This window comes from Chroococcidiopsis sp. SAG 2025, from assembly GCF_032860985.1.
In the GTDB taxonomy this organism is placed as follows: Bacteria; Cyanobacteriota; Cyanobacteriia; order Cyanobacteriales; family Chroococcidiopsidaceae; genus Chroococcidiopsis.
In genome coordinates this window covers 165,561-180,623 of the sequence record NZ_JAOCNC010000002.1, presented here as the reverse complement: position 1 = coordinate 180,623, position 15,063 = coordinate 165,561, and the positions used below count along the sequence as shown (strand labels likewise).

13 protein-coding genes and 2 pseudogenes are annotated in these 15,063 nt (G+C 46.4%); 5 read left to right on the top strand and 10 right to left on the bottom strand.

The window, feature by feature from the left end:
• Nucleotides 1-229 precede the first annotated feature (229 nt).
• The 3 genes from N4J56_RS33505 to N4J56_RS33495 all read left to right on the top strand — a co-directional run bounded on the left by N4J56_RS33505 (nt 230) and on the right by N4J56_RS33495 (nt 4,999).
• The gene (locus N4J56_RS33505) at nt 230-4,438 is read left to right on the top strand and encodes a DEAD/DEAH box helicase (RefSeq protein WP_410500724.1); all 4,209 of its coding nucleotides are present in this window, start codon (nt 230-232) and stop codon (nt 4,436-4,438) included.
• 44 nt (nt 4,439-4,482) lie between these two features.
• Nucleotides 4,483-4,605 carry a hypothetical protein gene (locus N4J56_RS33500; RefSeq protein ID WP_317111014.1) on the top strand — a complete coding sequence of 41 codons (123 nt, stop codon included), beginning with the start codon at nt 4,483-4,485 and terminating at the stop codon, nt 4,603-4,605.
• A 112-nt stretch (nt 4,606-4,717) separates the two neighbouring features.
• Nucleotides 4,718-4,999, top strand: a complete 282-nt coding sequence (locus N4J56_RS33495; RefSeq protein ID WP_317111013.1) for an HU family DNA-binding protein — start codon at nt 4,718-4,720, stop codon at nt 4,997-4,999.
• 192 nt (nt 5,000-5,191) lie between these two features.
• Here N4J56_RS33495 and N4J56_RS33490 read toward each other — a convergent pair whose 3' ends face one another.
• From N4J56_RS33490 to N4J56_RS33470, 5 genes are all read right to left on the bottom strand, one after another.
• Nucleotides 5,192-5,350: a hypothetical protein gene (locus N4J56_RS33490; protein WP_317111011.1), complete on the bottom strand. Its 159-nt coding sequence runs from the start codon at nt 5,348-5,350 to the stop codon at nt 5,192-5,194.
• Between the two features lie 154 nt (nt 5,351-5,504).
• Nucleotides 5,505-6,428, bottom strand: coding sequence for a hypothetical protein (locus N4J56_RS33485; protein ID WP_317111009.1), 924 nt, complete (start codon nt 6,426-6,428; stop codon nt 5,505-5,507).
• A 169-nt stretch (nt 6,429-6,597) separates the two neighbouring features.
• Nucleotides 6,598-6,798, bottom strand: coding sequence for a hypothetical protein (locus tag N4J56_RS33480; protein WP_317111008.1), 201 nt, complete (start codon nt 6,796-6,798; stop codon nt 6,598-6,600).
• Between the two features lie 103 nt (nt 6,799-6,901).
• On the bottom strand, nt 6,902-7,171 hold the full coding sequence (locus N4J56_RS33475; protein ID WP_317111007.1) for a hypothetical protein: 270 nt from the start codon (nt 7,169-7,171) through the stop codon (nt 6,902-6,904).
• A protein-coding gene (locus N4J56_RS33470) for an IS1 family transposase (RefSeq protein ID WP_317111302.1) occupies nt 7,168-7,844 on the bottom strand; the annotation gives its coding sequence in 2 pieces (ribosomal slippage) (nt 7,168-7,241 and nt 7,241-7,844; 678 coding nt in all). Before N4J56_RS33470 ends, N4J56_RS33475 begins: the two co-directional genes overlap by 4 nt.
• Nucleotides 7,845-8,218: 374 nt before the next feature.
• Here N4J56_RS33470 and N4J56_RS33465 point away from each other — a divergent pair.
• Nucleotides 8,219-8,900, top strand: a pseudogene (locus N4J56_RS33465) (IS1 family transposase).
• Between the two features lie 9 nt (nt 8,901-8,909).
• Here the strand turns inward: N4J56_RS33465 and N4J56_RS33460 are convergent.
• Nucleotides 8,910-9,923 carry an IS701 family transposase gene (locus tag N4J56_RS33460; protein ID WP_317111006.1) on the bottom strand — a complete coding sequence of 338 codons (1,014 nt, stop codon included), beginning with the start codon at nt 9,921-9,923 and terminating at the stop codon, nt 8,910-8,912.
• A gap of 63 nt (nt 9,924-9,986) precedes the next feature.
• Here N4J56_RS33460 and N4J56_RS41485 point away from each other — a divergent pair.
• Nucleotides 9,987-10,353: pseudogene (locus N4J56_RS41485) on the top strand (DDE-type integrase/transposase/recombinase); the annotation flags it as partial.
• An 80-nt stretch (nt 10,354-10,433) separates the two neighbouring features.
• On the opposite strand, the gene N4J56_RS33450 reads toward N4J56_RS41485, so the two are convergent.
• The 4 genes from N4J56_RS33450 to N4J56_RS33435 are packed head-to-tail and all read right to left on the bottom strand — an operon-like array spanning nt 10,434 to nt 15,048.
• Nucleotides 10,434-11,642, bottom strand: a complete 1,209-nt coding sequence (locus N4J56_RS33450; protein ID WP_317111005.1) for an MFS transporter — start codon at nt 11,640-11,642, stop codon at nt 10,434-10,436.
• A 16-nt stretch (nt 11,643-11,658) separates the two neighbouring features.
• Nucleotides 11,659-12,234, bottom strand: a complete 576-nt coding sequence (locus tag N4J56_RS33445) for a cupin domain-containing protein (RefSeq protein ID WP_317111003.1) — start codon at nt 12,232-12,234, stop codon at nt 11,659-11,661.
• A 17-nt stretch (nt 12,235-12,251) separates the two neighbouring features.
• Nucleotides 12,252-13,886, bottom strand: coding sequence for an iron uptake porin (locus N4J56_RS33440; protein ID WP_317111001.1), 1,635 nt, complete (start codon nt 13,884-13,886; stop codon nt 12,252-12,254).
• 46 nt (nt 13,887-13,932) lie between these two features.
• Nucleotides 13,933-15,048 carry an alkene reductase gene (locus tag N4J56_RS33435; protein ID WP_410500723.1) on the bottom strand — a complete coding sequence of 372 codons (1,116 nt, stop codon included), beginning with the start codon at nt 15,046-15,048 and terminating at the stop codon, nt 13,933-13,935.
• Nucleotides 15,049-15,063 lie beyond the last annotated feature (15 nt).

Here is a 15,063-nt window from a genome sequence, read left to right as displayed (position 1 = left end):
TCCTAGATTTTATGTCGCCCCTTCAGCAGTTTGTTACTTTTCTAGAAGGCTTGAGACAAATCGGTCAAGAGCAATTCAGTTGCGGATCTGGATGAAGACTGCTCCGATGATTTTTGCTTGGACTTTTAGGATCGATTTTTACAATACAACTGCTAACCGCGCAAAGTTAGGTTTCAAGTCCCGATACTTCGCTTGTAGAATCACTATAGTAAATGCTGAAACATTTATGATGAACGATTCCTCTACTGATGCGGTCAAGCTTCGCATGCAACTCGTCGAGAACTATCGTCAGTTGCCACAACTGGAAAAACAGATTGTCCAGTTGTTTTCGGCGATCTACGAGCCAGTCAGTAGAGCATCGCTTGCACTTTGTTGGAATCAGACGCAAGTTGGAAATAAACACAGTAAACACTTCACAAATCCCAGCTTAAAACCTTATATCGACCGATTGTTGGACGCAGGCGTATTGATTCAGTACAGCGGACAAGGACCGCAGTGCCATCCCCTACTAGTGGAAATCGCTACGCGCGATGCAGTACAGGCAGGACGGTTTGAAACGCTAGCCAAAGTGGTGCAGGAAAGGCTGCCCGTACCGACTCGTTGGAAGGATGGACCGCGTTATTTCAGCAATGACCGTCAACTGATTCGCGAAGTTCGCATCGGCATCTATCGTCAAGACATTAAATTCATCAACCAACAGCTTGAAGCCTACTATAAGAACAGTTATCCCAAAAACAAGATCGCGAACGACGAGATCTATCAGCAGGTGTGCAATAACCCATTCGATCCCGCTTGGTTTCGCAGCCTGCCCCAAGAATTGTATGAGAGTGCGCTAGCTAGTATCCTCAATCATTCAATACTGTACTTAACCCCTGCTGATGAGGCATTTGCCTTACTTGAGGAAGACTGCGGCAAACAGGGAAAACAAAGTTCGCTCTTGCAGTATGTTTTGTTAATAGAGCAATCAATTTTACGAGGCAGATTGGGCTTGGCTCAAAGAGTCATTGAATCCATCCCCGACTCATATAGCAATAACACCGCTGCCTTGTGGGGATGGTGGAATTTTCTGCATGGCGATAATGAGACAGCGATCGCGCAGTACACCATTGCCTTGCAAGCCCTAAAAACAGGCGCGGGTAAACGTAAAGTGTACTTCCAATCCATCAGTGGATTGTTTTTTGTCCTAGCTTTACTTAAGGATGGTTCTCCAAATCGCCTGAGCGAAGCCGCTAACTACGCCAGTTTGGCACGACAGTCTAAACATTGGCTCAGTTCGATTTATGGCATTTTGGAAAAGGTGGTGCAACTTCAACAGGGAGATCTCGCCCAAAAGGAATCGGTAGTCAATACGTATCCCCAGGCAGGAGATTGCAGTTTAGCAAGGCTCTTACATGCCCTCTGCCTTTACTGGGTAGATGTTGACGTGGCAAAATCGCGTTTGCCCAAAATGCTAGAGTCGTTCTACCAAAACGCTGCAGATGCTGGCTACGACTGGCTAGCAATGGAAACAGCCGAACTGCGATCGCGGTTTAGATCGCGTAGTTCCTATGGCAAACAGGCAGCAACATTACGCCAAAATAGCGGTGTCCTAACTCTAGTGGATTTAATCCAGCCCCAGGAACCCTGGGAACTCTGCTTGAACGCGCTGGCAAATTTACATCGGGATGAATTGCAAACAACTATAAAATCTGAAACGCAACAACGCTTAGCTTGGTTTATTACAGTTTATTCCGGCAATACTTATCTGATAGAACCGCGCGAACAAAAAATTAATGCCAGAGGAGATTGGAGCAAAGGGCGACCGATCGCGCTCAAGCGGTTGAAAAAGGCGGGTGAATTGGACTACCTCACGCCGCAGGATTTGCGGGTCTGCGCCCAGCTCGAAACCGATTACTCCTATGGATATTACGGGCAGACTCAGTACAGGTTTGGCGAACGGGCGATCGCAGCTTTGATCGGACATCCTTTCGTATTTTGGGCAGATACCCCGACTGCTCGCGTCGAAATTGTCAAAGGGGAACCAGAATTACTAGTCAAAAAAGGCAAGGGCGATCGGTTAACCTTGCGATTTTCCCCCGAACTCAAAGAAAACAAAAACATCATCATTGTTAAGGAAACTCCGACTCGGCTCAAAGTCGTTGAGGTCAGCGCCGAGCATCGACGCATCGCGGAAATTTTGGGTAAGCAAAATCGGTTAGAAGTCCCCGCCTTAGCTAAAGAGCGGGTATTGGCAGCAGTGAATGCTATTTCTAGAATCGTTACGGTTCACTCCGATATCGGTGGTGTGGCAAACGTAGAAGAAGTACCAGCCCAAACAAAACCCCACGTTCACCTGTTGCCTGCTGGTTCTGGGCTAAAAGTTGCTTTACTATCTCGTCCCTTCGATCGAGGGGGACCGTATTACCGCCCTGGAACAGGTGGCGAAACCGCGATCGCAGAGATCGATGGCAAGCGCCTGCAAACCAGCCGCAATCTGCGCGAAGAGAAGAAACTCGCTCAGGCAGCGATCGCCGCTTGCCCCACCCTGTCCCGCCAATCGGAAGCGGACGGCGAATGGCTGCTAGAAGACCCAGAAGACTGTCTAGAACTGTTGCTGGAGTTACAAGCTCTAGGGGATACAGTTGTCGTGGAATGGCTCGCAGGGGAAAAACTGCATATCAGCCATCAAGCTAGCCTCAAAGATTTCCAGTTGAAGATTGGGCGCCAGAACGACTGGTTCGCGACCAGTGGTGAATTGAAACTGGACGATCGCCTCGTCCTGGATATGCAGCAACTGCTAGAGCTGGTGGCACAGAATCCTAGCCGCTTCATTCCCCTCGGTGACGGGCAATTCTTGGCATTGACCCAAGAGTTTCGCCAACGCCTCGACGAACTGCGGGCATTTTCGGAAAAACAGGGTAAGGGTCTGCGCGTTCATCCATTGGCAGCATTGGCATTAGAAGACTGGGTGGAAGAAGTCGGGGATCTCAAAGCTGACAAACACTGGAAAGAGCATATCCAGCGGCTCAAGGAAATTCAGCATCTAGAACCAAAGCTGCCCTCTACGTTGCAAGCAGAGTTGCGCGACTACCAAATCGACGGCTTCCGCTGGCTGGCGCGTCTTGCCCATTGGGGCGTGGGTGCTTGTCTAGCAGACGATATGGGACTGGGTAAGACATTACAAGCCCTAGCAGTCATCCTGACTCGCGCACCCGCAGGTTCAACTTTGATTATCGCACCAACTTCGGTATGTACGAACTGGTTAAGTGAAGCACAGCGGTTTACTCCCACACTCAATCCAATCCAAATTGGCAGCGGCGACCGCCAGAAGGTGCTGGATAATCTACAACCATTCGATCTGCTGATTTGCAGTTACGGTCTCCTGCAGCAGGAAGAAGTAGCCCAAATGCTGGCAAAGGTGCAGTGGCAAACTATTGTGCTGGACGAGGCGCAGTTCATCAAAAACTTCGCCACGAAGCGATCGCAGGCAGCAATGAACCTGCAAGGTGGGTTCAAACTCATCACCACTGGCACTCCCATTGAGAATCACTTGGGCGAACTGTGGAATTTATTCCGCTTTGTCAATCCTGGGCTGCTCGGCTCGCTAGAAAGCTTCAACCAACGCTTTGCCATCCCAATTGAGCGATATGGCGACAAACAGGCACGCTATCGGTTAAAAAAACTGATTCAGCCGTTTTTGCTGCGGCGTAGCAAAAATCAGGTGTTGGAAGAATTGCCATCTCGTACCGAGATCGTGCTGCATGTAGAACTCAGCCGAGAGGAAATGGCGCTTTATGAAGCACTGCGTCGCGAGGCGATCGCCAAACTATCCGAAAGCGAAGCAGCTGCCGGACAGAAACACTTGCAAGTTTTGGCAGAGATTATGAAACTGCGTCGTGCCTGTTGCAATGCTCGTCTGGTCATGCCCGATACTGCGATCGAGAGCGCCAAACTACAACTTTTTGGTGAGGTATTAGGAGAATTACTAGACAATCAGCATAAAGCTTTGGTGTTTAGCCAATTTATCGATCATTTGCACATTATCCGAGACTACTTGGAGGCGCAAAAAATCCCTTACCAATATTTAGATGGCAGCACTGCCGCAGCAGAGCGGAAAAAACGGGTAGATGCCTTCCAATCTGGGGCAGGAGATGTATTTTTGATTAGTCTCAAGGCAGGCGGTACGGGGCTGAACCTCACTGCTGCCGATTATGTCATCCACATGGACCCTTGGTGGAATCCAGCGGTCGAAGATCAAGCTTCAGATCGCGCCCATCGCATCGGACAGCAACGCCCAGTCACCATCTACCGCCTCGTCACGAAGGATACTATTGAAGAAAAAATTGTGGATTTGCATCACCGCAAGCGAGATTTGGCTGATAGTCTGCTTGAAGGTACGCAGATGAGTAGCAAGATCTCGACCGACGATTTGCTGCGGTTGATTCAGGCAGAAACATAAATCCGTTCCGAGTCGATCGTTTTACCCTCGCCACGATCGCTTCTTTGTTTCGGCAAGCTGCTACAGCTACCACTATCTACTCAGAGGCGATCGTTCGGTCATTGTCGTCCTGCGTTGCGATCGCCCATCTATTCCTCCGCAAAACTCTATATCCAAATATTAGTTAATAAAGCGAAACTTAGAGGTTTTTCACTTTTATCCATGAAATTTATGGCGTTGCAATTGCCATCGCCTTTTTTCTACACTACAATAGCTGCGACCTATTGAGTCATAATTACAATGAATAAAGCCGAACTTGTTGATGCGATCGCATCTAAAACTAACGTGACCAAGAAAGATGCTGATTCTATCCTCAGTGCAATAACCGAGACGATCGTGGAAGTCGTCTCCAGTGGCGATAAAGTTTCTTTAGTCGGTTTTGGTTCTTTTGAGCCGCGCCAACGCTCGGCGAGGGAAGGGCGTAATCCCAGATCTGGCCAGAAGATGACAATCCCTGCCACTCGCGTTCCTGGCTTCGCTCCTGGTAAGGTGTTCAAAGATAAAGTTGCTCCTAACAGTTAGCTTCCACGCGCTCGACTCAAAGTGCGAAGCGCAACTAACAGACATTAACTGGTAGAGACAACTTCCGCCGCTGGCTCCTTAGATTTTTCTCAAATAATCCTCACCCCTGCTTCGACAACTTCAAAACCGTCTGCTGTACGTTGCCCCAACTTACCGCTGACTGCCCCACCCCACTCACTAAAAGCCACTGCATCAGCTTCCGCGAGCGCGCCAACTTTTGGCATTAATCAAAGCGGTAAACGTGACTCCATTTTGGTCGGTCAGGGTAATTTCTACCTTTTTATTCTCTGCTGGCTTGACTTGGGGTAGTTCGTTAAACTTCAGCGCGATCTCTGCTCTTGCTATAGTCATGTTACTTTTTCCCTGGAGGATTGCCGATTGTTATTATTTTCTGCTCGTCACATTTTTACCGCATTCACTCTCGCTCTACAACACGCTATGTCGAAAATCTGATTCGTGCGCTCGCTCCATCCAGTGTAGAAAGCTGAGGAATCGAATGAGCGATTCATCTGCTGCTTAAGTTATCAATTCCATAACGTTGCTCCAAAAAAGTCAGTAGCTCTACTTCCAAATCGGTGAGATACGTTTGTCGTCCTAAATGCTGCAATACTGCTTCTGCGCCTCGGTCGAGCAATCCAACCTGACGCAACTGCCTAATTCTTCTGATTGTCGCTGGTAGTTGACGACAAACATTAGGGTCATCGATTGGTCTGAGGTTCTCTGGTTTCATGGCGATTGTGCCATCAAAAACTTCAACCTCAATGGTAAAGTCTTCGATCTCGATCGCAACACATGGATAATTATTGTATCTGCGCTCGCACCCCTCTAACCGAGTCAGGGTAAACACATCACCAACACAGCAAAAGTCTGTAGCATAACCTAATGGCTTTTCCTTCAGCCGTTCGACAATGCCTTTAACGATTTGACTGCTGGGAACTTTGTCTCCAGCAATGGCAACGGCGCTGTACCAAATTTCTCGTTGTTGCGCTGGCTCTAAACTAACTAAATCGCGAACTTGCCGCTCTGAAGTTGGGAGAATTTGCCTACCGCTAGTGCTTGAACTTTTTTGTGCGCCAATGGCGCACAAATTTTCAAAGACGACTGCGGCATCGATTAATTGATAGGAGTGACGGCGATGATATCCAAACCGCTCTTTGCAGTACTCCTCAAATGTCGAATGTGTATTGCGATACAGTTTTTTCTGCTTGAGTTCCCTCAGCGCCGACCCCGCTTCGTAAAATGCTCTTTCCACCTTTAACTCCAGTCGGTGACGCTCCTTTGCCTCGGACTCGCTGAGTTCTTCTAACACTTCCACGTTTGCTACAGGCTGATTCTCCAAATCCAACAGCTCAGACTCTAACTGTATTTCTCGCTCTTGGCAGCTAGGAGTTACTCTTTCCAAGTCGAGCGGATTGCAAGAGAGGGTCACGGCGATCCCTCTTTAATCACATTGGCGAGAGTAATTTCTGGAACCCGCTCTACAAAAGGATTTCTGCTAAAATGCTCTAAGTGCAGTCAGATATTAGAAAATCAAGCCTGAAAGTCACGCGGGATAGGCAATCTCAATTTAGAGTTAGATTTTTCCTTCTTTAAAGTGATTAAAGAGGGGCGATCTCGCGCTCGCTATCAAACTGTACCCACACTTCCGGTAAAGCAAAGCCTAAGTTGAGTTCTTGGAATACTCCTAGCTTCTGGGTCACTTGATGACGCACGCGCTCGCCTCTTCTGAAACTGTGTGCTGCCGTGCTTCGAGTTTGGATGTCATCCTGGGTATCTTTGTGCGATTGAATTTTCGGCATGGTTGTACTGGTTGATTCTTTGACCAAGGCTTCAATTTGTCAACGTCAAGCAATGACCAAAACTAAGGCGACTGCAATGAATCAGCAAAGTGCGATAACTACGTTAAGCTTTCGCTAACGCCACTGCCCATTCCCGTTGTTGTTGACTCTTTCTTTGTTTAATTCTTTCAATTTGCTCTCGACACATTCTCAATCCCGACTCACACACCTGTCGCCCCACATCGAAGCTATCGAGCGAGCGCCTCATGAACTCACCAACTGACACCACAAACCGATTTACACTCACCATCTGTTGCCCTAAGTCATTCCACCAGGTTCCGGTATCTCTCCATCCTCGCGCTGGTAGTGATATGGAAGTAGTGGTGAGGCTCAAATCCTGTCTAACTCTGCATTGTAGCCATGAATGAAGTACCAAATCGCTCCAATGTGGTTGTTCAGCTTTTGGAAAATGATAGGCTTTCTCTTACTAACCGAGAAACGCGCTGTCTGAAGGTATTATTCAACCTTTCAATACGATTAGTTAGACCTGTTTCTTTACCAACTGCTCGATGATATTCATGGGGAATAACTGTCTTGTAAGCCTGCCAAAAATCTGTATAGGCAAAGGCAGATTGCTGATAAATCTTTGGTAAGGAGACCCATAATTTACTAGCAGATTTTCTGGTTCTATCTCCGATATAGCAACCGATAATTTTTCGAGAATTGCGGTCGATTGCTAGCCAGATATAGACCTCATTTTTCTTGCTATTAACAAATGACCACATCTCGTCACATTCAATGGTCAATTCTCCTGTTGACTTTTCTGAAACCTTAATTTGGCGCGGAGTTCGAGCTAGCTTTTGATTGACATAATCTTGCAGCCAAGACCAACTTACTTGAGTCACCCTGGCAATTCCTCGCAGTGATATTCTCTCCAGCAAGAGCCGATCGATCATCTGCTTGGTTTCCTCTGAAACAGATGAATTAGTCGGATCGATCGCAAATTGGCGACCACAGATTTTGCACTGATATTTTGGCTTGCCATTGTGAGTTGAACCATTTTTAATTACATGCTCGGAGCCACAGGTAGGACAGACTCGTTCTGAAGGTTTTCATATATTTTTGGGGATGATTCTATCGCCTCTTGTGTTAATTTAGGTAGTAGTAATACAAATGAGTAAAATAAGGGTAGTGGTATGGAAGTAGTGGTGAGGTAAAACCCTTGCCTCATCAGCATTCTCTATAATATTAGCTAATGGAAATAATCCTCATGTAATCCCCCGCAATTCGGCATTTTTGATGACAACAATTTTGGCTTTCTTATTTTTTACTCATTTGTATTACTACTACCTAAATTAACACAAGAGGCGATAGAATCATCCCCAAAAATATATGAAAACCTTCAGAACGAGTCTGTCCTACCTGTGGCTCCGAGCATGTAATTAAAAATGGTTCAACTCACAATGGCAAGCCAAAATATCAGTGCAAAATCTGTGGTCGCCAATTTGCGATCGATCCGACTAATTCATCTGTTTCAGAGGAAACCAAGCAGATGATCGATCGGCTCTTGCTGGAGAGAATATCACTGCGAGGAATTGCCAGGGTGACTCAAGTAAGTTGGTCTTGGCTGCAAGATTATGTCAATCAAAAGCTAGCTCGAACTCCGCGCCAAATTAAGGTTTCAGAAAAGTCAACAGGAGAATTGACCATTGAATGTGACGAGATGTGGTCATTTGTTAATAGCAAGAAAAATGAGGTCTATATCTGGCTAGCAATCGACCGCAATTCTCGAAAAAAATTATCGGTTGCTATATCGGAGATAGAACCAGAAAATCTGCTAGTAAATTATGGGTCTCCTTACCAAAAAGATTTATCAGCAATCTGCCTTTGCCTATACAGATTTTTGGCAGGCTTACAAGACAGTTATTCCCCATGAATATCATCGAGCAGTTGGTAAAGAAACAGGTCTAACTAATCGTATTGAAAGGTTGAATAATACCTTCAGACAGCGCGTTTCTCGGTTAGTAAGAGAAAGCCTATCATTTTCCAAAAAGCTGAACAACCACATTGGAGCGATTTGGTACTTCATTCATGGCTACAATGCAGAGTTAGACAGGATTTGAGCCTCACCACTACTTCCATATCACTACCGTCCAACGTACACCAGCAACCTTTACTATTTCTTGTAGACTAGTACCAACGGGCGCACTAACTAGATAATAAGTAATTTCTGTTGGGTTTTCTAACTTTCTTCTCGCTAGTACAAAGCGTTGTAACTCGGGGTTTTTTGGATGCTCAAATGTAGCTAATGCCCATTGATATAGCCGTTCCCCCTTCGAACCATTACCAGCACTCAAGGTCTGCCAAGCTGAGGAGTCCATTTTCCTCATAATCGCATCCACCCGATGTTGACTCTTGCCCACCCAGATAGTTTGGTCACGACTTACTGCTAATACGTAATGCAGTCCTCGCGCTTCAATAAATTGCTGTAGCCGATGGTCAGTGCCATACAATGCATCAGCACATACCCATCGTGCCGGAACATTTGCATCTACAGCTCGCAACAGCATTTTTCGTGCTAATTGTAATTTTGTCGCAAATTCTACGTTCTCTGGTACACCGGCTCGTTCGCAACGTTGGCGGTCATTAGTCCAACTTTTCGGCAAGTATAACTCCCGATCAATAAATGTATGACCCACAGAGCTGGCATAAACTAAAAACACTCCGACTTGGCAGTTTTGGGTTCCTCCTGCCGTTCCTGAATATTGTCTTTGTACACCAACTGATTTATCTCCTTGTTTCAAAAATCCAGTTTCATCCACGATTAGTACCGCATTATCATCTCCCAAATGTTCCACTACATAATCTCTCAAATCGTCTCGAACTGCGTCTGCATCCCAAGAAGCACGATTTAATAAATGCTGAAATCTGTAAGGATCTCTATCCCCTATCGCTTCAGCCAATTGCCAGCTGTTTTTTCGCTCTACCGGACTGATTAGTCCTTTGATATATGCCAGCGCTGCAATTCTTGCTTCTAACCGAGCGAAGCGAGGAGCAATACGTTTTTCCAGCTCTTCAAGCTCTACCAATACTGGTTCAACTGCTTGTTTATCCGCTTTGTTTATGTTTGAGTGTAGTAGAACCATAAGATTAAATCTGTTGCTCTACATACATTCTAGCTCTTATCGATCTACAACTGTCGTACTAAGGCGGCAGAGCGTTTTTTTCGCAAACTGCTGAAGAAACAAGGCTTCGTGCCACGAGTGATTGTCACCGATAAGTTAAAGAGCTATGAAGCGGCGAAGAAACGAGTGATGAAGAGCGTGGAGCATCGACAGCACAAGGGGCTGAACAATCGAGCCGAGAATTCGCATCAACCGACAGAGAATACGAGAGCGACGAATGCGACGATTCAAATCTCCAGGGCAAGCGCAACGATTTCTTTCCGCCTTTGGACCGATTCGAGACCACTTTCACCCCAAGCAACATCAACTCACCGCATCACGATACCGAGAACAACTGCGCCAACGATTTGAGGATTGGAGAGAAGTCGCTTGTCCCAAACCTGCTGCTTAAAATTAGCCAAGCCTGCCTACTCAGGAATCATCATGTCGATTTTCGGATTTATTCCTTTAAGTTGACAATGCCATACCAAGCTATGCTAGACGCGACGATCCTAAACAACCGCAAAATCGGAATACAATGAGCATCACCAGCGCTAAACCCACTCCTGTAAAAAACGCGCCATTAATACCAGCAACACCAAATGCGACACCTGTAATCAAGGGACCTAAAGTTTGCCCGAGTCCAAAGAACGAACCATTCACAGCCATAACGGTTGCGAGATACTCTTGAGGTGCGAGTTCGGCTAACAGCGTTTGAATGCTTGGCATTCCAATTCCGACGCCAATACCAAATAGTGTTGTTGGAATTAAAAGAAACCAAAGCGAAGATACAAATGGAATAATTAATAAAGCGACGGCATAGAAGATAAATGAAGCTCGAACCAGCAACGGAGCCGGAAACTTGTGAGTTAATCGCCCCAACTGCGATGAAGCGAGCGTAATTGAAACAGAAACACTCGAAAGAATTAATCCAATCGCAAAGGCGGAAGCGTTAAAAGACTGATTAATTAACTCTGGTAGATAAGTGATATAAGTACCATACAGCAACATAAAATTTGCTGCACTGCCGATAAATAGCCCTAGCAGTTGGCGATTCTTCAGCACTCGTGACGCATTGTTAAGATAAGCTTTTAGACTACGACCGCTCTTCTGCTCCCGATTGCGAAGCATTAATATTACCAGCAATCCGATCGGAATTGCAACAAGAGGAAGTAAGAAGGGGTAGTACCAGCCCCAAACGGCTAAAGCACCACCTAATGTTGGATAAATAGCTGTTCCCACACTGCTGATACTGGAGTTGTAACCCATTGCCGTTGCCCGCTGATCCCCAACATAGAAGTCTCCAATTAATGTTAAGCTCAACGACAACAGGGGTGCAGCTCCAATGCCTTGCAGGCATCGTAGTACCAGCAACACCGAAAGGTTGGGTGCGATCGCACAGGCGGCTCCAGCAATCGCAAATAAAAACAAAGCTGGAATCAGAATTTTCTTTCGACCCAGGCGGTCGGCAAACACACCAATCACTGGTCCTAATAGTAGAGTTGGCAAAGTAAAAACAGTGACCAGTAACCCAATATTCTGAGGCGCAATTTTGAGCGCTTGAGCCAGGGCAGGAAAAGCGGGTGTCACGCTAGAAACACCCAGGACTGCGACAAGCGAAACTGCACAAATAATCTGGAAGTTGCGATCGAAGTACAGGTTAGAGGGTTGGGAGAATCGGTTCGCTTGAGGTGGCTTCATAATTTCCGAAAGTGAATTAGTTAAAGAACTTGATACCGTGCTTTTTAGCGATCGAGACAATTTTCTCAATATCGACTATATCTGGACGGCGAGTTGGAGAGGGTGCGATCGTTGGATCAGCTACCCAAGTTCCAACCTCTTCTAGAAAGTCTTGAAAGCCTGTAGAAGCTGTCACGACTAGCACCTTTCCTAACTCTGCTCCAATGTGTCTGTAGCTGTGAACAATTCCAGGCTGCACATGTACAAAATCGCCTGCTCTCACTTGAATTGAGTCGTTCGACTGAATACCAAAGAACTCAAATTCTCCAGAGATAACGTAGAAGTTTCCTGCAACGTCAAACGTATGTTTCTTCAAGAGAAATGCCAAGCCTTGATGTGGTGGATGGGTAATTTCAATAATCGAGACATCTTTCAACGTATTCTCGAAGGTATGCTTGAACGTAAATAAATCTTTACCGATCGCCACCGTTCTACCTTCGTTCGATCTGCTCAAGCTAATACCTGAATCTGACGAGACGGCGATTGCACTAGAGCAAAAGGCAAGCGCGACAAAGAAGATGGACATTGACAAAGTAATAATGACTTTTTTCATCGGTAACTTAACAAGGATTAAAAGTTGAAAACGGTTCGTAATGTACCTGTCACGATTGTGCCGTTGCTATCTTGATTACCTGGATCAATAACAATTTGAAGTAAAGGTGTAACGCGAATGTTATGGTTGATTGGCAAATTGTAGAACAATTCAATATTAGTTTGAGTAGCATTTCCAACAGCATTGTCAATAAAGGGCTGACCAACGGCAATTCCGGTTAAAGCGCCAGGAACGAACAAGTCTTGAAGTGAAATACCTGCCATCCAGTAGTTTGGATGAATGTCGCCAAGGGTTGTATCAGGATAGCTGCCATAGCCGTAGCGACCAAATATCCCAAACTGGTCACTCAAAGCAAGATTAAAATTCGCTGCAAGCACATCAAAGTTGCTACCAAACACTTCACCGCCGCCATATTGCAAACGCATGGCAAACGCTTTACTAGGAGCATACTCTAGTTCGACAATGCCTTGGCGAGGATCGCCAAATAAACTGCCTCTAGAACCGCCACCGCCGGTTGGAAACAGCCGCACGTCTTCAGGTCTGCCACCGCCAAATAAGCGATTGTTCTCAGGAAAATTCTCTTCGGCGCTCGTCGCGACATATACAGCTCTTAGCGTCAATGCTCCTTGACTTGGGTTCCAAACAACTCCTGCCCCTGCCCCTAAAGGACGAGGAACTAAAAAAAAGTTGTTGATAAACATTTGAGTCGAAAAATCTAGCGAACTATTGTTAGCAAAAGAGTTCTTGTCAATGATATCGAACGCAGAAAACCTTGAACCAATCGTGACTTCTAAATCTGGAGTAGGACTGAATCTATAGTACGCGCGAGAGACGCTGAAGGTGTCATCTACACCTTGCTGCGTGAAATCTAAGACGCTACCTAAACTCGGTTCAAGTACACCTGTTACGTTATCTTCGGTGCGATCGCTCCCAGTAACAATCCGAACTTGCAGCAAATCATCACCCTGAAAGCTAGTGTTGAGATTGAATGTTGTTCGGTAGAGAAAAGTTGGATTGGGGTCATCTTGAGCAATCAAAGCACCTCTGGGGGCAATGATGCGATTGCCCTCAAAGCCACCTCCATTTAGCGCAAAAATTACTTGCCCAGATAAGCGAGTAGTTGTCGAAAACTGGTTTGCTTCTACCCCAGCGGTACGAGCTTCTAGACTATCCACTCGACTCTGCAAAGTAGTTAATTCTACAGCAAACTCTTGTTGAAGTCGCTGTAGAATTTCCAAATCTTTTGAAGAGATTGACTCTGACGCTCCAGTTGCTATCAGTTCGCTGATTCGTTCAAGCACTGCATTTAATCCAGCCGCAAACTCATAGCGAGTCAGGGTTTGTCTCCCACGAAACGTCGAATCTGAATAGCCAGCAATGACTCCATAGCGTTCAACTAAGGATTGGAGTGCTTGAAATGCCCAATCCTGCGGTTGCACGTCTGAAAGTTGTGAGACTGGCATGACTTGAGCAATACTTCGACCGCTTTGAGTCGTTTGCGCTTGTGGATTTTCCTCTAAAGCTCCAACCGTTGTAGCAGTTGCCTGAATGGCGTTCTGAACGGAAATTGGAATGAGTGCGCTAGCCGACTCCAAAGCAGATTGAACTGTCAAATTCAGAAAACCGACTAAGATGTAGAGCGTAATTTTCATTACTCTGGGATGATTTTAGGAGACTATTCTTGCAATCGTTACAAATTCAGGTTTGGACAAATTGCGGCTCCAGAAATGGATAGTCGGTATATCCCTTCTCCCCGCCGTCATAGAAGGTCGTGCGATCGGGCTGATTCAAACGTGCATTCAACTGGAATCGCCTAGGTAAATCTGGATTGGCGAGAAACAGTTGACCAAAGGAAACTAAGTCTGCATTGCCAGCCGCTAAAACTGCATTTCCTGTAGTTTGGTCATAGCCGCCATTGGTAATTAGCGTTCCTTGATACCGCTGACGAAAATGAGTTATCGGAATCGCCGTACCGCCATGCCGCAAGTCTGCTTCGGTCGCTTCCATCAAGTGTAAATATGCTAAATCAAATTGATTGAGCGCTTCTACAACATAACCAAATGTTGCGGCTGAATCAGAGTCGTGCATACTGTTGAAAGTGTTGCTGGGCGAAAGCTTAATTCCCACTCGCCCAGAGGAGGCGGAACCCTCGCTTCCCCAAACCCTGCATACTGCTTCAGTGACTTCTAGCAAAAACCGCGCTCGGTTTTCGATCGAGCCACCATATCGATCGGTTCGCTGGTTCGAGCCGTCTTGCAAAAACTGATCGATGAGGTAGCCGAAAGCGCCATGCAGTTCGATGCCATCAAAACCCGCTGCGATCGCATTTTCTGCACCTTGACGGAACTGTTCGACGATTTTGGAGATCTCTTCAGTTTCTAGCGCTCTTGGCGTGACAAATGAACTTCGCCCCTCAAGAGTGTAAGCTTCACCCTCAGCTGCAATTGCAGAGGGTGCAACAGGCAATGCCTGATTTTCTTGAATCGACGGATGAGAAATTCGCCCGCAGTGCCAAAGTTGTAGAAAAATTCGTCCGCCCTGTGCATGAACGGCATCGGTCACGAGTTTCCAACCTGCAATTTGTTCGGGCAAGTGAATGCCGGGACTGCGAGGATAGGCGCGACCTTGCGGTGATACCTGCGTACATTCAGTGACGATTAATCCCGCAGTTGATCGCTGCGCGTAGTAGGTTGCATTCAACGGCACGGGCGCATTGCTAGCTCCAGCCCGCATTCGCGTCATGGGAGCCACGACCATCCGATTTGGGAGGAGGTAAGGTCCAAGCTCGATTGAGTCAAAAAGTGTCGGCATCATTAGCAATTCCTGTTC

Bases quoted from the DNA above. Each gene is read 5' to 3' on its own strand.
- N4J56_RS33495 (WP_317111013.1), top strand. From the start codon at position 4,718: ATGAATAAAGCCGAACTTGTTGATGCGATCGCATCTAAAACTAACGTG.
- N4J56_RS33460 (WP_317111006.1), bottom strand. From the start codon at position 9,923: ATGGTTCTACTACACTCAAACATAAACAAAGCGGATAAACAAGCAGTT.
- N4J56_RS33445 (WP_317111003.1), bottom strand. From the start codon at position 12,234: ATGAAAAAAGTCATTATTACTTTGTCAATGTCCATCTTCTTTGTCGCG.
- N4J56_RS33505 (WP_410500724.1), top strand. From the start codon at position 230: ATGAACGATTCCTCTACTGATGCGGTCAAGCTTCGCATGCAACTCGTC.
- N4J56_RS33435 (WP_410500723.1), bottom strand. From the start codon at position 15,048: ATGATGCCGACACTTTTTGACTCAATCGAGCTTGGACCTTACCTCCTC.
- N4J56_RS33480 (WP_317111008.1), bottom strand. From the start codon at position 6,798: ATGCCGAAAATTCAATCGCACAAAGATACCCAGGATGACATCCAAACT.
- N4J56_RS33450 (WP_317111005.1), bottom strand. From the start codon at position 11,642: ATGAAGCCACCTCAAGCGAACCGATTCTCCCAACCCTCTAACCTGTAC.
- N4J56_RS33490 (WP_317111011.1), bottom strand. From the start codon at position 5,350: ATGACTATAGCAAGAGCAGAGATCGCGCTGAAGTTTAACGAACTACCC.
- N4J56_RS33440 (WP_317111001.1), bottom strand. From the start codon at position 13,886: ATGAAAATTACGCTCTACATCTTAGTCGGTTTTCTGAATTTGACAGTT.